Raw genomic sequence first — 18,991 nt, forward strand, 5'->3', positions numbered from 1 at the left:
CATAAAGCGCGTTTTTTTATGAGATTAGAATTAACTCCAAGGGCTGGTTTGATCAATATCACTTGTTTTACTGAAGCCACTGAGCAGTGAGCTAAAGTCAAACTTCGGCAGGGAACTACCACTTGAGAGATTGGTAATAGTTTCTTTAATGGTTGGGAGGATTTCAGTAATGCTGATATTCGTAGCCGTATCAGTATTACTAATGCCGGAAATCAATTCGCTAAGATCAGGCAGTTGTAGGGACGAGTTGTTACCGACTAAATTGCCAAGACTATCCGTGAATGCATCCAAACCTAAACCCTCTAAGCTTGGCACGCCAGAACCGAGTGACCCGAGCAGGTCGCCAATTTCAGGAAACTGAACACCATCCAGAAGATCCGAGAATTGACCTTCGCTATCAATCAGCGCAATCACTGGTTTTAGTGCTGTAATCACATTGTTGAGGTCGCTGGATAAGGTGAGCAGTAATGGGTTATTCACAAAATCCAGCACCACTTGTACGCCATTCAAGACATCGTAAAGAGAATTCACGATTTCTGCCTGATCAGCGTCAAGAACGTCACTATTCGCTAATAGATTCAACAGTGGATTGATGCCTTTTAGTACATCTGCGATGGTGTCTGGCACATTACCTGAACCTGCAGAACTGATTGCAGATACCAATGTAGTCACACTACCAACCACTGTTGGTAAAACTTGGGTAAGTTGATCCATATCAATGGATGAGTTACCTGTATCAATCGATGCAAGCAGTGGCATCAGGCTTTGCGTTACAGTTTGCGCAATGGTGCCCGTATCGATATTGCCTGAATTGCTGATTAGACCACTGAGCAAATTGGTAATAGCACCGATATCAAGGTCACTGCTTGCATTGCTCATTAAGTTACTGGCTAACAGATTGACTGAACTGGTATCTAAACTACCTGTTGAGCCACCGATCAATCCGCTGATCAAGTCAACAATTGCACCGATGTCGAGATCACTAGCGGCATTGCCACTGATGAGACCACCGACTAGGTTGGCAATTTGACCAATATCTACATCGCCAAGTCCGCCAGAACCACCAATTAAGTCACTAACCAGTTCAGCAATTTGTGCGATATCAATATCGCCACCTTGAATCAAGCCACCGACGAGGCCTGCAATTGCTCCGATATCAATACCATCAAATCCGCTAGAGCCACCGATTAAGCCGCTAACTAGTTGAGCGATTTGCGTAATATCAATGTCACCGCCTTGAATCAAGCCGCCGACTAGACCCGCTATTGCGCCGATATCAATGCCGCCTAATCCACCAGAACCACCAATTAAACCACTAGCCAGTTCAGCAATTTGAGCAATATCGATATCGCCATTACCACCAATAAGGTTGCTAACTAAGCCAGCGATTGAACCTATATCAATACCATTAAGTCCACTAGAGCCACCAATCAGACCGCTCAATAGTTGGGTGATTTGAGTAATATCAATATCACCACCTTGGATGAGACCACTGACGATACCGACGATGGCACCAATGTCTGTTCCACCAAGACCACCAGTACCTCCAATCCGGCCACTCAGCAGTTGAGTGATTTGGGTAAGATCAAGGTCGCCACCTTGCAATAAGTTGCCAGCCAGTTCAGCAATTTTACTAAGATCTAGATTACCAGTACTGCCACCCATCAATCCACTGACCAATTTGATAACTGCATTTAAATCCAGGGTTGATGTATTACTACCCATTAAACTGCCAAGTAGATTGCTGATTGAACCTATGTCAAAACTGCCACCATTGGCTTTCGTTAATTGGCTAATTAAACTGTTGATATCAAGTTTAGAAGCATTTGAGCCTGTAAATTGGCTAATTAAATCAGTGAGGGAACTGGAAGCTAAACTCTTGCCAGAAAGCAGGCTGTTTAAGAGAGAATCTAGGGAAGGGGTAGAGGGGGTAGAACCTGTAATAGAACCAATAATGCCAGAAACACTGCCACCCAATAAACCACCAAGTAAACTCGTATTTTGTATCTCTGTCGTGAGCACTGGACTGAGTTTAGTTTTAATTGAACTAAGAATACTAAAAGCCATAATCGTTTTGCGAATTTTTATCTTGTTATGTTTGTTGTGTGTTTTAGATAAACCGCTCAATTCTTATTCAATTTCTATACAAGTGTAAATCTAAGTTGGATTAATCATGCTTTGAAAATCCAGTTATCAGCGTCATAGTTTTTATTCATAAATAGTTTAGTGATAAATAAGAATGATTTATTTAAAAAGAGACGTTTATCGAAAATTTGTTTTATACGACGAATAACCATAAACATGGTTTAAAACTGGTTATTGAGATGTTTCTGGCATTTTTTTTCAAATAACTGGTAATTTATGAAAAATTTATCAATACTATCAGCAAAACAATGATGTATTTGAATAAAATGGCAAGAGATTAAAGATGGAATTAGATCGTTTTGATAAGCACATTCTTGAAATTTTGACCCATGAAGATGTCAATCTGAATGAACTCTCGGAGAGAGTAAATTTATCTGTGAGTTCGGTACACCGCAGGATCAAGCATTTGATCGATCATAATATTATCAGTGGCTTGAAGCGCGAGATTAATTATCAAAAATTGGGCTTTAGTCTGCATGTGCTGTTGCAGGTTTCCTTAAGCAAGCATGATAGCGATACTTTTGCCAAATTTTTAGAAGAATTAGAAAATATTCCGGAAGTCATTAATGCTTTCCTGGTGACAGGACAGTCTGCGGATTTTATTGTCGAAGTTGTGGCACGTGATATGGAAAATTATAGTCAGATTCTATTAAGCCGAATCGGCAAGATCGAGCATGTCGTAGCACTGCATTCCAGCTTTGTGATCAAGGAATATAATGTTTTTAACTGTAGTGGTCTTTTAAATAAGGTTTAAAATTCCAGGCATTTTTTAACACATATAAAAAACGCACCCGAAGGTGCGTTTTGATCTCATAGAAGATTAGGCATCGAGTTGCGCTAAAACTTCATCAGAGAATTCAACGTTGGTATAAACGTTTTGAACATCGTCTAGGTCTTCAAGCATATCGATCATTTTCATGATTTTTTTCGCTTGGTCGATATCTGTGATTTCAGCTTTGGTAGACGGGCTCATCACCACTTCAGCGTTATCAGATTTTAAACCTGCAGCAGCTAAAGCATCTTGTACTGTACCGAAGCTTTCAGGCGTAGTGATCACCAGGATTTCATCTTCATCCACTTCGATGTCTTCAGCACCCGCTTCAAGCGCCACTTCCATGATTTGATCTTCTAAAGACACATCTTCAAAAGTAATTTCGCCACGTTTAGTGAATAGGAAGGATACTGAACCGTTGGTACCGAGGTTACCATCAGTTTTAGTAAAGCAGTGACGTACATCAGGAACCGTACGGTTCAGGTTATCTGTCATGGTTTCAACAATAACCGCAACGCCGCCTACGCCATAACCTTCATAGGTTACTTCTTTCAGATCGTCGTTATCTTCACCACCGGCACCACGCTGAATCGCGCGATTGATCACATCACGTGTCATGTTTACAGATAATGCTTTTTCTACAACAGCACGTAGACGAGGATTACTACCCGCATCAGCGCCACCGAGTTTAGCAGCAGTTGTTAATTCACGAATGTACTTGGTAAACAACTTACCACGACTGGCATCTTGTTTTGCTTTACGATGCTTAATATTGGCCCACTTGGAATGACCCGCCATGCGAAATATGCTCCTTGTAGATTGGCTGTATGCCTATCGAATTGCGCCGATTCTACCATAAGCTCTTTTTTTGAAAAAAGAGTCTGGATTTGAGATTTAATGATAATGCCAAAAAAATAGGCAATAAAATAGAAAGGCAAAGCAATAAATGTAAATAAAAACTTAAGAAAATACCTAAATAAGAAAAGAGCAGAAGAAACATTATTCTCAAGCCCTTTTATGGAAAGTTTATTCCGGGATAATAATATCCAGACCAACATTCTCTTTATAGAGCCGCTTGATTAAAGCCAGATCATGTGCAAGATCAGTAGGATAAATTTTGCCAAAAATCCCGCCTTGCTTGGTCTTGGAATTGGCATACATAAGCACAATTGGCACATTGGCAGCTTTGGCAATATGCCAGAAACCGGTACGGATCGGTTTGCGCGCTTCACCATTTTTGGCACGGGTGGCTTCAGGTGCGATCACCAGATTGAATTTTTCATTATTCTGAAAATGTTCAACCATTACGCTGACAATATCTTTATTGGCTTTACGGTCGACCGCGATACCACCCATGGCTTCCAGAATTGGTTTCATTGGGCCTTTGAACAGTTCTTTCTTGATCAGGGTATGAATTTTGATGTCATACATCTTAAAGAGCGCCAAAGATAGAACTGCATCCATCATGGATGTATGTTCAAATCCGACAATGACCTGTTTATCTTCGAGTACATCGGGTTCAACATGATATTGCCAACCGGCAAGTTTAAATGCAGATTCGCCAATAAATTTGTTTAGCATAAGTAGAAAGAAATAAGAGCTAACGGTATGAACTGCATAATTTCTTCCTGTTCTTATTCACAGTCAATAGGCATTAATTAAAATTCATTAATAATATAAAAAATCCAAAATCAAAAAAGTATATTAAATAGTTTTTTAAGACCTGAAAGATATAAATAAATACTTAATAATCCTTGAGATATATCATCTTATATAAAATAAGTCTTAAAATGATGAAAAAATGACTATCCAGCACAAATTTTAGTTATTAGACTTTTGTCGAAGAAAAGAAGAAATTGTGTCTTTTCTATTTTCTGGTCATTTTCTCTCTGAGATTGAAACCTATGACGTATATTACAGCTTTCATGTTCTCAATGCTTCTGTTAGCACTGGTTATTGTATGGTCTTTAATCGAAATCTATATGGATTTACGTAAAGACGAGAAATTGGAATCGGAATTTTAGTCTTTATAGATTTTTAAAGAATATTCTAGGATTATATTTCTATACTTAATAGTTGGTATTTTTATTGATTATGGTTATATTGAGACGTAAAAGCGATTAATTTATTGGTTTGATATTCGAATAATTAGCGTGCTCTCTTTATTTTAGATAGAAAATATAGATGTCATATTAGGCTTTTGCTAGCTTAACTTAGACTGAAGTCTTAAATCCTAAGCAGGGCAGTTATTAAGGATAAAAAATGATTGCTGGCTAAGTGTGCAAGCAGAAAGAAAAGTACTTGTTTTTTGATCTAATCTTGGCTAGTATTCAATGCGCCTGAACTAGTTGAAATATAACAAATTCAGTCTATATAGGGCCTATAGCTCAGTTGGTTAGAGCAGCGGACTCATAATCCGTTGGTCGACAGTTCAAGTCTGTCTGGGCCCACCAAATACATCAAGCATCTAGGAGCAATACTCTTAGGTGCTTTTTTATTTTTTGAATTCATTTAAGCACTATCTATCTTCAAAAATAACTAAAATTTCAATCTCTTATCATAAGGTAGGCTTTTAGTAGGTGGGATTCTTTTATCGTTCATTGAATACTTAAATCACGGTGAGGGTCACCGATAATAAGATGAATGGTAGAAGGAATCGAACCATGGCTTTTAAGAATATTGCAGATCAAACAAACGGTTTTTATATCCCTTGTGTTTCACTTTTCGGTCCAGGCTGTGCCAAAGAAATTGGCGTTAAAGCACAAAATTTAGGTGCCAAGAAAGCTCTGATTGTGACCGATGAAGGCTTATACAAATTTGGTGTCGCAGATACCATCGCAAATTATTTAAAAGAGGCTGGTGTTGACAGCCATATCTTCCCAGGTGCAGAACCAAACCCAACAGATATTAACGTTCATAATGGCGTACAAGTCTACAATGACAACGGCTGCGATTTTATTGTATCACTCGGTGGCGGTTCTTCACATGACTGTGCCAAAGGTATTGGCCTGGTGACTGCCGGTGGTGGTCATATCCGCGACTATGAAGGTATTGATAAAAGTACTGTGCCTATGACACCGCTTATTGCAGTCAATACCACAGCGGGTACAGCGTCGGAAATGACACGCTTCTGTATCATTACCAATACCGATACCCATGTCAAAATGGCAATTGTGGATTGGCGTTGTACACCATTGATCGCGATCGATGATCCTAAATTGATGATTGCCAAGCCAGCGGGCTTAACTGCCGCGACTGGTATGGATGCCTTAACCCATGCGGTAGAAGCGTATGTTTCTACGGCAGCCAATCCGATTACGGATGCCTGTGCAGAAAAGGCCATTACCATGATCAGTGAATGGCTGAGTCAGGCAGTAGCAAATGGTGAAAATATTGAAGCACGTGATGCTATGAGCTATGCACAGTATCTGGCAGGCATGGCATTCAACAATGCATCACTCGGATATGTGCATGCGATGGCACACCAGCTGGGTGGTTTCTATAACCTGCCACATGGTGTATGTAATGCGATTTTGCTACCGCACGTATGCGAATTTAACCTGATTGCCTGTCCGGATCGCTATGCAAAAATTGCCCAGTTGATGGGTGTAAATACTGAAGGATTAACTGTGACTGAAGCAGCTTATGCAGCGATTGATGCCATTCGCCAGCTTTCAGCTTCAATTGGAATTCCATCTGGTCTGAAAGGCTTAGGGGTTAAAGAGGAAGACCTTGCCATTATGGCAGAAAATGCGCAAAAGGATGCCTGTATGCTGACCAACCCGCGTAAGGCTAGCCATGCACAAGTCGTAGAGATTTTTAAAGCGGCGCTGTAAGCCTCTATGTAAGTCGATTCTCTCCACTCGGCAGACTTACATTTTATGCAACCCTGTTCGCACTTCTTAGTGAAGTGCGCCAAGATAAATGTATCCCCATGCGATATTCTTGGCTGATCCTTACACCCTTGATAAGGATATAGAGCAGGCGTTGCTCTTTTTTTTGCCTAAATTTTTGCTTTCAAAAAATATATTTGGGCAGTTAATTCATCAGGGTATAGCTTATTAAAATTAACTGAATGAACTCGATAATAATAAAATACTGGAATGAGCAGAGTATTGCTAAAAGCTTATTCGTAGCATGAGCTAAATCAATAAAATGTTATAATAAAAAATTATAATTCTAAAGTAGTTAAATGCTTTTTATATTTTTATAAGTTGGAATCTTCTCAATGGAAGATAGCCGTAATTATCTTGCTAACAAGAAGCCAAACAAGAAATGATCTGATTTTTAAATATCCTGAAATTTAAGCAGGGTTTGATGTGCTGGATGACCTTTTGGCATCAGTTCAATCAGACGTTCAACCGCATCAATTGCTTCAGGAAAACGTGCTACATGTTTCAGCAGCACATCAGTTTCATTGGCTTTGAAAATAGCATCACTGAGACGTGATTCCAGACAATCCCGCCATGCACATAAAAATGGGCTTTCAGTTTTTGCCAGAAAAACTCCAGTATAAAGTTTTAAGGCTGAATCGATATAACCTGCATCTAAAGACTGTTCGGTTTGCAGGAAGTCTGCTTCAACATGCGCCAGCAATCGATAAGGGCGCGAACCAAGCATACCGCCCAGAATATCTCGTAACTGTGACATTTCAGCTTTTAGCGTACCCATGCTGACTTTACGTTCGCCATAAAGTGCCTGATGCAAGTGATCCAGACTTAAACCTTGTGGGAATAAAGCCAGAATAGCGAGAATTTCAGTCTGGCGTGGGGTTATGGTCAGGGTTTTACCATTAAAAATGACCTGCGGGACAGAAAAGGCACGAATATATAAACGCTGTTTTTGCGATTCCAGTAAAGCAGATTGAATGATGGATGCACAACGTTCGGCTGCTAATAGCCCTAAGCTATTATGTTTTTGCCAGTGGGTGGACAGATCAATAACCCCTAGAATCTGTTTGGAATAAGGATCAATAATGGGGGAGGCATAACAGACTAGATCCTGCACGGAAGGCATGTAATGTTCGCTGGAAAACACGCAGCTCGATTGTTGGGTTTTGATCGACAGGGCAAGGGCATTGGTCCCGACCAGTTCCTCACGCCACTGACCGCCTTCAACTAAGTGAATATTATCAGCAATTGTGCGCAATTCAGGGCAGGAGGCCCGCCATAGTACCGTACTGCCAATATCTCCAACGGCCAAAACCATAGAGGACTGTTCGGCAATATGCCTCAAACTTTCAGCACAATGTTCCAAGGCATGACTTAAAGCCGAAGAAGTGCTGATTTGTTTTATATCTGTTAATGGGGCAGCCAGACGATTTTTGGGAATCTCGGCTAAAGAAGAGCGTTGCCAGGAGCTAACGATGCTCTGTTCGAGTTGTGCTGCATGTGAAGGCGATAAACTGCTGCTTTGACGAAGCTGATCAATTTTTTGCCTTTGTTGTATCAAGCTCTGTTCTGTCATCATTCCTTATTCTCACAATAATTCATGATTTACATCCAAATGTAATTATTATTGTTTTTATGAGGAATCAAAAGAAATGTAAATCGGTTGAGTGCCAACCTTTCTCCAACCTTATAACGCGTATGTTAACTAAATAGAGTACGGATGTACCTTATACCAAAGCTGTAGATGCAGCATTTTTAAAGATTAAAATAAGCAAAGGAAATACATATGCGTTATATCGATCCGAACCAGCCTGGCTCAAAAGTTCATTTCAAAGCCCAGTATGACAACTTTATTGGTGGGCAATGGGTGCCGCCAGTCAAAGGCGAATACTTTGATAATATTTCTCCTGTAGATGGCAAGCTGTTTACCAAAGTGCCACGTTCTAGCGTGGAAGATATTGAACTGGCGCTGGATGCTGCGCATAAAGCTAAAGCACAATGGAATAAATCATCTCCAACGACTCGCTCTAACATTCTGCTCAAAATTGCTGATCGTCTCGAAGCCAATCTGGAACTGCTGGCGGTGGCTGAAACCTGGGACAATGGCAAGCCAATCCGTGAAACCCTGGCTGCTGATATTCCTTTAGCGATTGATCACTTCCGCTATTTCGCCGGCTGTATCCGTGCGCAAGAAGGCGGCATTTCTGAGATTGATGAAGATACCATTGCCTACCATTTCCATGAGCCTTTAGGTGTGGTTGGTCAGATCATTCCATGGAACTTCCCGATCTTGATGGCAGCATGGAAATTGGCACCGGCTTTGGCCGCAGGCAATTGTATCGTTCTGAAACCGGCAGAGCAGACCCCGGTCAGTATTCTGGTACTGGCTGAACTGATTCAGGACCTGTTACCTGAAGGTGTATTAAACATCGTGAATGGCTATGGTGTTGAAGTCGGCCGTCCACTGGCTGTGAATCCGCGTATTGCCAAAATTGCCTTCACTGGTTCGACTGCTGTAGGTCAGCAAATCATGCAATATGCCACTGAAAATATTATTCCGGTGACACTGGAACTTGGTGGTAAATCACCAAATATTTTCTTTGAAGATGTCATGGCGCAGCAGGATGATTATCTGGAAAAAGCACTGGAAGGTTTCACCATGTTTGCCTTGAACCAAGGGGAAATCTGTACCTGTCCATCACGTGCTTTGGTCCAGGAAAGTATTGCTGATCAGTTCCTGGAACTGGCAATCGATCGGGTTAAACGTATTAAAACTGGTCATCCACTCGATACTGAAACCATGATTGGTGCGCAGGCATCGCAGGAACAGCAGGACAAGATTCTGGGGTGTATTGCAACAGGTCGCGGCGAAGGTGCAGAAGTGCTTGTTGGTGGCGGTGTACGTCAGGAAGTCGGGCAAGGCTTCTACATTGAACCGACCATCTTTAAAGGCACCAATAATATGCGTACCTTCCAGGAAGAAATTTTTGGGCCGGTACTGGCAGTAACCACCTTTAAAGATTTTGATGATGCCATCAAGATTGCCAACGATACGATTTATGGCCTAGGTGCTGGTGTCTGGTCACGTTCGGCACATACCTCGTATCGCGCTGGCCGTGCCATTGAAGCGGGTCGTGTCTGGACCAACTGCTATCATATCTATCCGGCCCATGCAGCCTTTGGTGGTTACAAGAAATCTGGGATCGGTCGTGAAAACCACAAGATGATGCTGGATCATTACCAGCAGACCAAAAACCTGTTGGTGAGTTATTCAACCAAGCCAGCTGGTTTCTTCTAAATAAAAGCAAAAAAGCGAACTTCGGTTCGCTTTTTTTATAGTAGAGAATCTTTAATAAGTGGTATTTGAGATATAGATCACAGATGCTAATTAAAAGCATGAATCAATTGAAATTTAACTTTATCGGAAAGTTGAAAAAATGAATGAAATAGGTTTTACATTTTGAAAAATTCTGGTTATAAGTTAGAGGTGGTTTTTATCCAGAACAACAAATCGACACTCAGGAAGGGTGCCTAAAGAAGCGTATTTTAAAAATGATGAAACGGGAGTTTTATAATGCTTCAACTACTGAAAAAACTATTCTGCTTGCACATTTATGAATACCAGCAAATGGAGGAAATTGGGGCAGATTGGGAATGCCGCAAATGTGGTACCCAAAGAGATTAAAAAATACTGCAAGAAAAAGTGAGCGATATGCTCACTTTTTTATATCCATTATATTTAATCTAAACTCATATCCATTAAAATCATTACCAGTACCACATGATGAGAAGGCTTAAATGAGCAAAGATTTCCATGCCAAAACCTATATTGTAGATGAAAATCTGGCTGACACTTTACACTGGTTAAGCCTGCATCAGGACTGTTATGACTCTTTTAGTTTTGATGCACTGACGCAGGAACTGGTCGTACATCATGCCAATGGAACAGACCAGATCCGGATCGGTGATTATCTCAATGCCAGTTATGGCATTTTAATTACTGCACATAACTTTTCAGCATCTTGAATTATTTCAATTAACTTGCCATTGCATCAGTCGCCAATGCGCGGATGCTTGGCTTAGGTTGTTCTGCTACCAGTCCCAATTTTTCAAAGAGCTGCTGGTCACGACCTTTGGCTGTATTTGGAGTCGTTAGCAGTTTTTCGCCTGAGAAAATCGAGTTGGCACCCGCCATAAATGCTAATGCCTGATCTGAGTCAGTCAGTGATTCACGGCCTGCCGAAAGACGAATATAACTTTTTGGCATCAGAATGCGGGCCACTGCAATAGTTCGAATCCATTCAATCACATCCAGTTTTTCAACATCTGCCATCGGTGTGCCTTCGATTGGCACCAGCATATTGATAGGCACAGATTCCGGATGAATTGGAAGGGTAGAAAGCTCAAACAATAAACCGATCCGGTCATTACGACTTTCACCTAAGCCGACAATGCCACCACTACACACTTTTAAACCCGCTTGACGCACATGATCCAGTGTATCCAATCGGTCATCAAAACTGCGGGTACTGATAATATGTGAATAGTATTCACGTGACGTATCCAGATTGTGGTTGTAATAATCCAGTCCTGCATCTTTCAGGCGTTCTGCCTGTGAGGCATTCAGCATGCCTAAAGTCATACAGGTTTCGAGTCCCAGTGCTTTGACTTCACGTACCATGTCCAGTACATAAGGCATATCACGTTCATGCGGATTACGCCACGCTGCTCCCATACAGAAACGTGAACTGCCAGAGGCAAGAGCTTCTTTTGCTTCCTGAATTACTTTTTCTAATGCGATTCGTTTTTCCGCTTCGAGTTTGGAGTCATAATGTGCGGACTGAGAACAGTATTTGCAATCTTCTGGGCATTTACCGGTTTTAATAGAGAGCAGGGTACTGACCTGAACGGCATTGGCATCAAAATATTGACGATGAACCTGTTGAGCCTGAAAGAGCAAATCCATTAAAGGTTGTTGATACAGGGCCTCAATTTCTGCACGAGACCAATCATTACGTATCGGATCAATACTGTTCATCTGTCCATCCTTGTTCATATTTATTTATCAGGCTCCATCTTAAGTAAAAGTATCGCCATCTTCATTAGCAAAATATGACCTTATAGAAAAAACAAAACCCACACAAGGTGAGCTTTGTAGTTGAACTCTTGATCGGAGTTTATTCACGATGATTTCCGTGAATATTCTGGTTTTGTAAATCACTACGATGTTGCTTGTTTAATACACGTTCATCTTGTTCGTGCTGATTATTTTTTGGAGAGCCAAGCGGGCCATGTTGTGACTGCTGCTGTTGCTGTTGTTGCTGCTTCTGGTGTTGATGTTGCAACTCTTCAAGCTGTTCCTGATTTTGATGTTGTGTATCAGATGACTTTTGCATATCCACCTCCGGCTTTATTTCTATTCTTTTTCCTTTATGCCATAGCTTGCACAGTAACTGTGTAAGGCTTTGACGAGAAAATGTGAACCGAAGTAAAAATTGAAAATTACCGGGATTTTGCCAGTTGTTCCTGTATGGCCCAGTCAATATGAACTTGTACAATCTCATCATGTTGATTCTGCTGAGCTTGTAATGCCTGGACAATCTGTGGATCAAAAGGCGCATTACCCAAGCCGATCGCAATATTGCGCATAAAGCTCTGATAGCCGGTACGGCGTAATGGACTGCCTTCAGTTGAGCTTAAAAATGTAGCTTCATCCCATTGCCAGAGATCCAGTAAACTCACTTGATCCAGTCCATGTCGGGGGTGAAAATCTTCAATATTAGTTTTTTGAGCAAAGCTGTTCCACGGACAAATCAACTGACAATCATCGCAACCGAAGACCCGGTTACCAATCCCTCGACGTAACTCCTCTGGAATGATCCCTTTATACTCAATGGTTAAATAAGCAATACAGCGACGTGCATCCAGCATATACGGTTCAACAATAGCCTGTGTCGGGCAAATATCAATACAGGCTGTGCATGAACCACAATGTTTGCTTGCAGGCTCATCAAAGGGTAGTTCCAGTGAGCTAAACAGCTCACCTAAAACAAAGAAAGACCCGGATTTTTTATGGATTAATAAAGTATGTTTACCGGTCCAGCCCATGCCCGCACTTTCGGCCAGGGATTTTTCAAATACAGGAGCAGAGTCTGCAAAGGGGCGAGATTCAAATTCACCGACTTTTTCCCGAATTTTAGAAGCCAGCATTTTTAGGCGCCCGCGCATGGTCTTATGATAGTCACGACCACGGGCATAACGGGCAATAATCGCAGAATTTGGTGCATAGGGTACTAGACGCGGTTCTGGAAGATCGACCAGATAATCCATTCGTACACAGATCACGGATTTGGTATTGGGAATAAGCAGTGTGGGATCGGCACGTTTTTCCAGATTTTCTTCCAAAAACTTCATATCACCGTGATAGCCGCGGTCTAAATATTCCTGCAAGCGGACTAATTCTGCTTGAGCATCCGGTTGGGCAATGACACAATCAGAAAAACCCAGTTCTCGTGCCTGCGCTTTGATCCACGCTTTCAGTTCATGGGGATCTTGTTGATAAACTTGGATTTGCGCTTGGGAATCGGGTGTTGTCATAAACCAGAAACAGGAAATAAGAAATGCAGCAGCAAGTTTATCATAGCCGCAATATACAAGCATGGGAGCAGCGCTGGTTTGGCAAGCAAAATAGTTCTTATGGTTTGATGCAACAGGCAGCATGGTCGATTGCGCAGCGACTCATCCCTTTGTTGGAACAACAGCAATTGACCCGAATCGCTGTGTGTTGCGGTCAGGGTAATAATGCCGGTGATGGTTATCTGATAGGTAAATATTTAAAACAGGCCGGTTTTGAAATAGATATTTATGCAGCAGAACCCGATCCATCACAGGATCTGGCTCAAGCAATCCGGGAAACTCAGCAAATCGGTATACCCACTTATTCAGGTTTTAATTTTCAGAAACAATATGATGTCTATATTGATGCCTTATTTGGGATCGGCTTGAACCGTGATCTGAATGAAAATTGGCAACAGATTATTCAAAGCATTAATGCCCAGCAAGGTCTTAAAATTGCAGTGGATATTCCAAGCGGACTGCATGCCAATACAGGCCAGTCTTTGCCGGTTGCCATTAAGGCAGATCATAGTTTTACTGTTTTAGGTTTAAAGGCGGGACTATTTACCGGACGAGGCAAAGAATATGCCGGCAAGGTAGAGGTCATCTCGGTTATTCCTCCCGATGCTGAACTTGTGCCGATAGCTCAAATTTCCTCGACTCAAATTCATCTGCCTAAACGTGAAGCTTTTGGACATAAGGGCAGTTATGGGCATGTGCTCGTAATTGGGGGGCATGCCGATATGGGCGGTGCGGTCATTATGGCAGCTGAGGCAGCCTTTGCTGCCGGTGCAGGTAAGGTCACTGTGGTTTGTGATGCCAAACATCATACTGCCATTTTGTCACGTGCTCCGAATATCATGCTGCGTGATATTAATGCGCTAGATGCTGAGCAACGCCAAGCTTTAGTTCGTCATGTGGATGCTGTCTGTTTTGGTATGGGGTTAGGACGAGATACTTGGGCTGAACAGCAATATAAATACTGGTTTGACCTGATTCAGCAATCAGAACTGGAGACAGTTCTCGATGCAGACGCCTTGTGGTTTCTGGCAAAATCACCACAAAAGTTGAATGCCCATACTTATGTAACACCACATCCGGGTGAAGCGGCTACTTTGTTAGAAATGAAAGCATCAGAAGTCGAAGCAGATCGTATTCAGGCAATTCAACAGCTCCAGCAAAAATATCAGGGACAATGGGTGCTCAAAGGTTCAGGTAGCCTGATTTTAGAAGATGCTCTTTTCATCTGTACCGCAGGCAATGCCGGTATGGGAACCGGAGGAATGGGAGATGTACTTGCTGGCATGATCGCAAGTTTGAAAGCCCAATTTAAAGATGCCATTCATTTACATGAGATCGTAACTTTGCACGCACTTGCAGGCGATTTGCTGGCAAAAAATGGGGAGCGCGGCTTGCAGGCACAAGATATGAAACATGCCATTTACCAGGTTGTGAACCACTAAGGAAAATAAAAATGCAGGCCATTCATTTGATCATTCAGGGCAAAGTGCAGGGCGTGGGCTACCGTCGCTGGTTTGAACAACAAGCAATTCAATTAGGTTTAAAGGGTTTTGTGCGTAATCTGGAAACAGGCGAAGTTGAGGCTATCATTGTGGGGAAGGAAGCGATTGTTCGGGAAATGATCCAGCTCAGCAGAACTGGACCACAACGTGCAGAAGTCACTGCAATTCATCAGCAGAAATTGACTCTTCAGGACGCTGATTTTCAGGATTTTAAAGTATTAACTAAAGACTAACGACGACGGGTGCTGACCCGGCTGCGTCCGCGTGCCATACCGCCTAAGGCATTCAATACGGCCATTTTACTCATGCTGCCTGAAGCATGAGCATGACAAATCGCAGCAGCAAGTGCATCGGCAGCATCTTGTTGCGGTTTGATTGTCAGGTTCAGAATACGCATAACCATCATCTGAACCTGTTCTTTGTCTGCAGCGCCATAGCCCACAACAGACTGTTTGATCTGCCGTGCCGTATATTCGGCAACTTTCAGATCCAGATTCACCAAGGCTGCGACTGCCGCACCACGAGCCTGACCCAGTTTAAGAGCAGAATCCGGATTTTGTGCCATAAACACCTGTTCCACCGCAGCCTCGGTCGGGCCGTAAAATTTGACAATCCGTTCGACACCAGCAAAGATTCGTTTTAAACGTTCAGGCATTTCCGCTGTTTCAGTTCTAATCGTTCCTGCATCAACAAAAGTGAGTTTTGAACCTTCTTTTTGGATGATACCGTAACCTGTTAGACGCGAACCGGGATCAATCCCAATAATTAATGACATGCCTGCACTTTAAAAATAAAATAATGCCCATATTGTTACATAAGCGTATCAAAAAAGCTTGATCCTGATGAAGCAGTTGATTACAGCATCCTAATATTTATTTTACTGAGATTAGATTAATTTTCATGAAATTATTTCTTATTATCCTGGCCGGCTTAGTCCTCGAAGTATTTGTATGGATTGGCGTGGGTGACCTTGTCGGGAGCATGTGGTACGTATTTTTCTGGTTCGTGGCGGCTTTCTTTATCGGTATGAACCTGATCCGGAAATATTCGGCCGGTGTAATGCCACAAATGCAGCAAATGCAGATGGGACAGATGAGTGCAGATCCGGCATTATCAAATAATTTGCCTAAAATCTTAGCCGGCTTTTTCCTGCTGATTCCTGGTTTGATTAGTGATGTACTTGCGGTATTAATGCTGATTCCACCTGTACAACGTGCTTTCCAGGCAGCCATGATGAAAATGATGATGAAACGTCAGCAAGCCATGATGGAAAAAATGATGGGTGGCATGATGGGCGATGTCGGTGGCGGCGCAGGCCAAAACCCGTTTGCTGAAATGATGCGTCAAATGCAAGATATGCAGAACCAGCAGGGTGGTCATGGTGATTCAACCATTATTGATGGTGAAGCTCGTGAAGTGACCCCGGAAGCCAAGAAAATTGAAATGAAAGATGTGAACAAGAAATAAAATCACGCTTTCAATATAAATACTTCAAGCCGAATCTCATGATTCGGCTTTTTTATTGGAACTTTCTAATTTCATTAAACAAAAGTTATAATAGTTTTTTTACCATTTGATCTTTTTTAAATGTCCTTGCTTTTTACCATCTGTTTTCTGCATTTTGTTGCTCAATTAAGCCCGGGTCCTGACATTTTACTTATCGCAAAAAGTGCTGCTTCTACGACACGTATGAATGCCTTAAAGGTGATTTCCGGAATTTCAGCGGGGATCGTGGTTTGGGTGATATTGACGCTAGCTGGCTTTACCGTACTGATCGATCAGTTTCCCTGGATTCAGCAAGTATTGATGGTCATCGGTGGGCTATTTTTGGCCAAAATGGGCTGGGCCATGCTAAAAGGTGGATGGCAAGGTTTTCAGAACAGGCATCAAGCTCAAGATGATTTAAATACGGTAGAAACACCAAAAAGTTACTTTATGCAGGGTTTATTGACTAATCTGTCGAATCCTAAAACCCTGATCTATTTCAGTAGCGTATTTTCACTTGCACTGAGCTCATCAGCTTCTGATTATTTAAAAGCGCAACTGGCAGTGATTATTCCGCTGCAAACCTTTATTACTTTTACTTTACTGATGCTATTAATTTCCCATCCCAAAATTAAAGAGGCTTACCAGCGATCAGGAAGTTATATCGATATGATTTCAGGCGGGTTATTCCTGATTTTTGCAGTCTGGTTATGGTATGACGCGCTAGTTCTAATGAACTAAAAATCTTAATTTGATGGAGTGACAGAGGAGTTTTCGTTAGAAAGCTGCTGTGCAGCGGAAGCGTCAGAAACTGGATGATCCTGTTTCTGCACTGGAGACTGATAACGATTCGGTTTAAGGGTGGCCTCAGTATTTTCCGAACCCTGATAACTGCGACTGCGATTGGCACGCTCACGTAAGCCGCCTTTTTTAATTAACTGAACCATTTTCATCTCTCACTGCAAGATGACTTATTGTAATTCAAATTTTCTATTCTGGCAGCGTTTCATATTCAAGTTAAAAACGCATAAAAAAGACCTGATCCAAGTCAGGTCTTGCTGGAGGATAAAAAATTAGCGCGGACGTTTATTATCTTGTTGCAGCACATCAAATAAAGACGACTGAGCTGGCACTTCCTGCTGCTGTGACTGGATATAAACATGCATTACCTTGAACGCGATTGCAGTAACCAGACAGGCCACCAGACATAAAATCCAAAAACCATAAGGGCTGCGAATATTATGTGAGCCACAGGCATGACATTCTTTTTGGCCAGCTTCCACAACTTTATCGCAGCACGCACAGTGATATTGATAGTACATTGCTAAGCTCCATTACATTTCTGATATTTTTTTTGTTATCTTTCACGGACTTTTATTTCAGGTCTGCATTTCATGTTAATGAGGCAATTAGACGCTGACAAGTCATATAACAAAAAGTTACCCAAGTCTCAGTGAGGAAAACAAATAATAATTGGCTAAGTACATAACATCGTTAGATTATTTCAAGAAAATTCTCTGAAATAATTAACTATGCTATCTATCAATTCATAAGCAATTTTTGAACCAGTACTAGTTAAGCTTAAGAGCAACAAGTATAAAATGGCAAATAGACAGGGCAAGAACTTATATGGCTTAATCTGCCCTACAAAAAAGAATGATATGGAATATATTTTGCTTATTTTTTAACTATTCGTTGCACTGTATTAAGTCTATAAAAATGTTTAATTTCAATAATTTTTATGAAAGTGCATTATAAACTTAAGGAACAATACTGATCTCATGAAGAAAATATCACTGTTTTTATCATCCTTGCTCTATATGAGCAGTCTTTATGCACAATCGGATATTGAAAAGGAAGTTATTGCCCAGTTTCAGCAGGATTTTAATGCGCAAAATTATGCAGCAATTTTTGAAAAGTTTTCACCTGAAGCGAAAAAGGCGATTCCTTTAAATATGTTTGAAAAAGTCTCTAAAGACTTACAGCAGCAACTGGGCACAATACAAAGTCTTGAGTATTTGGAATCCAAAGGTAAAGAGACTGCAGTCTATAAGGCCAACTTTGAAAAAGACCGTCTGAAACTCAGCATGAGTTTGAATAATGATCAACAGATTTCCGGCCTTTTATTTACGCCCTATATCGAATCTACCGCAGCAAATAATAAGACAGTCAATGCTATTCAAGGCTATCCAAAAGCGATTGCAGAGAAAATTTATCAGGCTACTCATACTTTTCCAGAACAAACTCAAGTAGCGATAGCGGTATTAGATCAGGACAAACCCCATTACTATGGAGTACAGAAGCATAAGGACAAAATCCAGGCCCAGGCCAATCAGGATAAAATCTTTGCAATTGGTTCTCTGACCAAAGTGATGACATCAACCATATTGGCTGAACTGGTGACACAAAATAAAATTAAACTGGATGACAAGATTAGGGTCTGTTGACACTTACTGTTCATAATTAACCCTATAACGGTAGCCATAAAAATATACAGGCTAAGGCAACAGAACTTTGATAATTTCTTTTGAGCTTGTCATATCGAGTAGCTATTCCTCTAA

At 41.4% G+C, this 18,991-nt stretch carries 19 protein-coding genes, 1 tRNA gene and 1 pseudogene; 10 read left to right on the forward strand and 11 right to left on the reverse strand.

Annotated features, from left to right (window positions below):
* Positions 1-30: 30 nt before the first annotated feature.
* The gene (locus FTU19_RS11855; RefSeq protein ID WP_180131371.1) at positions 31-2,067 is read right to left on the reverse strand and encodes a hypothetical protein; all 2,037 of its coding nucleotides are present in this window, start codon (positions 2,065-2,067) and stop codon (positions 31-33) included.
* Between the two features lie 361 nt (positions 2,068-2,428).
* On the opposite strand from FTU19_RS11855, the gene FTU19_RS11860 reads away from it, so the two are divergent.
* Entirely contained in the window at positions 2,429-2,899 is a 471-nt protein-coding gene (locus FTU19_RS11860) for an Lrp/AsnC family transcriptional regulator (RefSeq protein WP_004784091.1), read from the forward strand.
* Between the two features lie 66 nt (positions 2,900-2,965).
* Here FTU19_RS11860 and FTU19_RS11865 read toward each other — a convergent pair whose 3' ends face one another.
* On the reverse strand, positions 2,966-3,715 hold the full coding sequence (locus tag FTU19_RS11865; RefSeq protein WP_004784089.1) for a YebC/PmpR family DNA-binding transcriptional regulator: 750 nt from the start codon (positions 3,713-3,715) through the stop codon (positions 2,966-2,968).
* 228 nt (positions 3,716-3,943) lie between these two features.
* A complete protein-coding gene (locus tag FTU19_RS11870) occupies positions 3,944-4,498 on the reverse strand; it encodes a 1-acyl-sn-glycerol-3-phosphate acyltransferase (protein ID WP_179993088.1) in 555 nt (184 codons plus the stop codon).
* A gap of 795 nt (positions 4,499-5,293) precedes the next feature.
* Between FTU19_RS11870 and FTU19_RS11875 the strand changes: the two genes are divergently transcribed.
* Positions 5,294-5,370: transfer RNA gene (locus FTU19_RS11875), tRNA-Ile, on the forward strand.
* A gap of 210 nt (positions 5,371-5,580) precedes the next feature.
* Positions 5,581-6,753 (forward strand): iron-containing alcohol dehydrogenase, encoded by a 1,173-nt coding sequence (locus tag FTU19_RS11880; protein WP_159123263.1) that lies wholly within the window; start codon positions 5,581-5,583, stop codon positions 6,751-6,753.
* Between the two features lie 451 nt (positions 6,754-7,204).
* On the opposite strand, the gene FTU19_RS11885 is transcribed toward FTU19_RS11880, so the two are convergent.
* The gene (locus FTU19_RS11885) at positions 7,205-8,386 is read right to left on the reverse strand and encodes a helix-turn-helix domain-containing protein (RefSeq protein WP_166139384.1); all 1,182 of its coding nucleotides are present in this window, start codon (positions 8,384-8,386) and stop codon (positions 7,205-7,207) included.
* A 207-nt stretch (positions 8,387-8,593) separates the two neighbouring features.
* On the opposite strand from FTU19_RS11885, the gene FTU19_RS11890 reads away from it, so the two are divergent.
* Complete coding sequence (locus tag FTU19_RS11890) at positions 8,594-10,105, forward strand: aldehyde dehydrogenase family protein (RefSeq protein WP_180014192.1); 1,512 nt, start codon at positions 8,594-8,596, stop codon at positions 10,103-10,105.
* A gap of 500 nt (positions 10,106-10,605) precedes the next feature.
* Complete coding sequence (locus tag FTU19_RS11895) at positions 10,606-10,833, forward strand: hypothetical protein (protein WP_125279759.1); 228 nt, start codon at positions 10,606-10,608, stop codon at positions 10,831-10,833.
* 10 nt (positions 10,834-10,843) lie between these two features.
* Here FTU19_RS11895 and bioB read toward each other — a convergent pair whose 3' ends face one another.
* From bioB to queG, 3 genes are all read right to left on the reverse strand, one after another.
* Complete coding sequence (gene bioB, locus FTU19_RS11900; RefSeq protein ID WP_180131374.1) at positions 10,844-11,845, reverse strand: biotin synthase BioB; 1,002 nt, start codon at positions 11,843-11,845, stop codon at positions 10,844-10,846.
* A gap of 139 nt (positions 11,846-11,984) precedes the next feature.
* Positions 11,985-12,203 carry a hypothetical protein gene (locus FTU19_RS11905; protein WP_005236211.1) on the reverse strand — a complete coding sequence of 73 codons (219 nt, stop codon included), beginning with the start codon at positions 12,201-12,203 and terminating at the stop codon, positions 11,985-11,987.
* Positions 12,204-12,309: 106 nt separating this feature from the next.
* The gene (gene queG / locus FTU19_RS11910; protein WP_159124491.1) at positions 12,310-13,404 is read right to left on the reverse strand and encodes a tRNA epoxyqueuosine(34) reductase QueG; all 1,095 of its coding nucleotides are present in this window, start codon (positions 13,402-13,404) and stop codon (positions 12,310-12,312) included.
* 23 nt (positions 13,405-13,427) lie between these two features.
* On the opposite strand from queG, the gene FTU19_RS11915 reads away from it, so the two are divergent.
* Both FTU19_RS11915 and FTU19_RS11920 read left to right on the forward strand, forming a co-directional pair.
* A complete protein-coding gene (locus FTU19_RS11915) occupies positions 13,428-14,885 on the forward strand; it encodes an NAD(P)H-hydrate dehydratase (protein WP_180131377.1) in 1,458 nt (485 codons plus the stop codon).
* 11 nt (positions 14,886-14,896) lie between these two features.
* On the forward strand, positions 14,897-15,178 hold the full coding sequence (locus FTU19_RS11920) for an acylphosphatase (RefSeq protein ID WP_179993093.1): 282 nt from the start codon (positions 14,897-14,899) through the stop codon (positions 15,176-15,178).
* Here FTU19_RS11920 and ruvC read toward each other — a convergent pair.
* The gene (ruvC, locus tag FTU19_RS11925) at positions 15,175-15,720 is read right to left on the reverse strand and encodes a crossover junction endodeoxyribonuclease RuvC (RefSeq protein ID WP_004784062.1); all 546 of its coding nucleotides are present in this window, start codon (positions 15,718-15,720) and stop codon (positions 15,175-15,177) included. The two genes, FTU19_RS11920 and ruvC, sit on opposite strands and share 4 nt — an antisense overlap.
* 125 nt (positions 15,721-15,845) lie before the next feature.
* On the opposite strand from ruvC, the gene FTU19_RS11930 reads away from it, so the two are divergent.
* Positions 15,846-16,412 (forward strand): FxsA family protein, encoded by a 567-nt coding sequence (locus tag FTU19_RS11930; protein ID WP_159124495.1) that lies wholly within the window; start codon positions 15,846-15,848, stop codon positions 16,410-16,412.
* 120 nt (positions 16,413-16,532) lie between these two features.
* A complete protein-coding gene (locus FTU19_RS11935; RefSeq protein ID WP_180131380.1) occupies positions 16,533-17,171 on the forward strand; it encodes a LysE family transporter in 639 nt (212 codons plus the stop codon).
* 5 nt (positions 17,172-17,176) lie between these two features.
* Here the strand turns inward: FTU19_RS11935 and FTU19_RS11940 are convergent, their stop codons facing one another.
* Both FTU19_RS11940 and FTU19_RS11945 read right to left on the reverse strand, forming a co-directional pair.
* Positions 17,177-17,377, reverse strand: a complete 201-nt coding sequence (locus FTU19_RS11940; protein WP_005236199.1) for a hypothetical protein — start codon at positions 17,375-17,377, stop codon at positions 17,177-17,179.
* Between the two features lie 126 nt (positions 17,378-17,503).
* Positions 17,504-17,752, reverse strand: a complete 249-nt coding sequence (locus FTU19_RS11945) for a hypothetical protein (protein WP_004784054.1) — start codon at positions 17,750-17,752, stop codon at positions 17,504-17,506.
* Positions 17,753-18,211: 459 nt separating this feature from the next.
* On the opposite strand from FTU19_RS11945, the gene FTU19_RS11950 reads away from it, so the two are divergent.
* Complete coding sequence (locus FTU19_RS11950) at positions 18,212-18,877, forward strand: DUF3887 domain-containing protein (protein WP_180131382.1); 666 nt, start codon at positions 18,212-18,214, stop codon at positions 18,875-18,877.
* A gap of 22 nt (positions 18,878-18,899) precedes the next feature.
* On the opposite strand, the pseudogene FTU19_RS11955 reads toward FTU19_RS11950, so the two are convergent.
* Positions 18,900-18,991: pseudogene (locus FTU19_RS11955) on the reverse strand (IS5/IS1182 family transposase); the annotation flags it as partial.

The sequence above is a fragment of the Acinetobacter sp. YH12072 genome, assembly GCF_013419565.1.
In the GTDB taxonomy this organism is placed as follows: Bacteria; Pseudomonadota; Gammaproteobacteria; order Pseudomonadales; family Moraxellaceae; genus Acinetobacter.

What these genes read in the sequence shown, in the direction of transcription:
- FTU19_RS11855 (WP_180131371.1), bottom strand. Translation starts at nt 2,067, where the DNA reads ATGGCTTTTAGTATTCTTAGTTCAATTAAAACTAAACTCAGTCCAGTG.
- FTU19_RS11860 (WP_004784091.1), top strand. Translation starts at nt 2,429, where the DNA reads ATGGAATTAGATCGTTTTGATAAGCACATTCTTGAAATTTTGACCCAT.
- FTU19_RS11865 (WP_004784089.1), bottom strand. Translation starts at nt 3,715, where the DNA reads ATGGCGGGTCATTCCAAGTGGGCCAATATTAAGCATCGTAAAGCAAAA.
- FTU19_RS11870 (WP_179993088.1), bottom strand. Translation starts at nt 4,498, where the DNA reads ATGCTAAACAAATTTATTGGCGAATCTGCATTTAAACTTGCCGGTTGG.
- FTU19_RS11880 (WP_159123263.1), top strand. Translation starts at nt 5,581, where the DNA reads ATGGCTTTTAAGAATATTGCAGATCAAACAAACGGTTTTTATATCCCT.
- FTU19_RS11885 (WP_166139384.1), bottom strand. Translation starts at nt 8,386, where the DNA reads ATGATGACAGAACAGAGCTTGATACAACAAAGGCAAAAAATTGATCAG.
- FTU19_RS11890 (WP_180014192.1), top strand. Translation starts at nt 8,594, where the DNA reads ATGCGTTATATCGATCCGAACCAGCCTGGCTCAAAAGTTCATTTCAAA.
- FTU19_RS11895 (WP_125279759.1), top strand. Translation starts at nt 10,606, where the DNA reads ATGAGCAAAGATTTCCATGCCAAAACCTATATTGTAGATGAAAATCTG.
- bioB (WP_180131374.1), bottom strand. Translation starts at nt 11,845, where the DNA reads ATGAACAGTATTGATCCGATACGTAATGATTGGTCTCGTGCAGAAATT.
- FTU19_RS11905 (WP_005236211.1), bottom strand. Translation starts at nt 12,203, where the DNA reads ATGCAAAAGTCATCTGATACACAACATCAAAATCAGGAACAGCTTGAA.
- queG (WP_159124491.1), bottom strand. Translation starts at nt 13,404, where the DNA reads ATGACAACACCCGATTCCCAAGCGCAAATCCAAGTTTATCAACAAGAT.
- FTU19_RS11915 (WP_180131377.1), top strand. Translation starts at nt 13,428, where the DNA reads ATGCAGCAGCAAGTTTATCATAGCCGCAATATACAAGCATGGGAGCAG.
- FTU19_RS11920 (WP_179993093.1), top strand. Translation starts at nt 14,897, where the DNA reads ATGCAGGCCATTCATTTGATCATTCAGGGCAAAGTGCAGGGCGTGGGC.
- ruvC (WP_004784062.1), bottom strand. Translation starts at nt 15,720, where the DNA reads ATGTCATTAATTATTGGGATTGATCCCGGTTCGCGTCTAACAGGTTAC.
- FTU19_RS11930 (WP_159124495.1), top strand. Translation starts at nt 15,846, where the DNA reads ATGAAATTATTTCTTATTATCCTGGCCGGCTTAGTCCTCGAAGTATTT.
- FTU19_RS11935 (WP_180131380.1), top strand. Translation starts at nt 16,533, where the DNA reads ATGTCCTTGCTTTTTACCATCTGTTTTCTGCATTTTGTTGCTCAATTA.
- FTU19_RS11940 (WP_005236199.1), bottom strand. Translation starts at nt 17,377, where the DNA reads ATGGTTCAGTTAATTAAAAAAGGCGGCTTACGTGAGCGTGCCAATCGC.
- FTU19_RS11945 (WP_004784054.1), bottom strand. Translation starts at nt 17,752, where the DNA reads ATGTACTATCAATATCACTGTGCGTGCTGCGATAAAGTTGTGGAAGCT.
- FTU19_RS11950 (WP_180131382.1), top strand. Translation starts at nt 18,212, where the DNA reads ATGAAGAAAATATCACTGTTTTTATCATCCTTGCTCTATATGAGCAGT.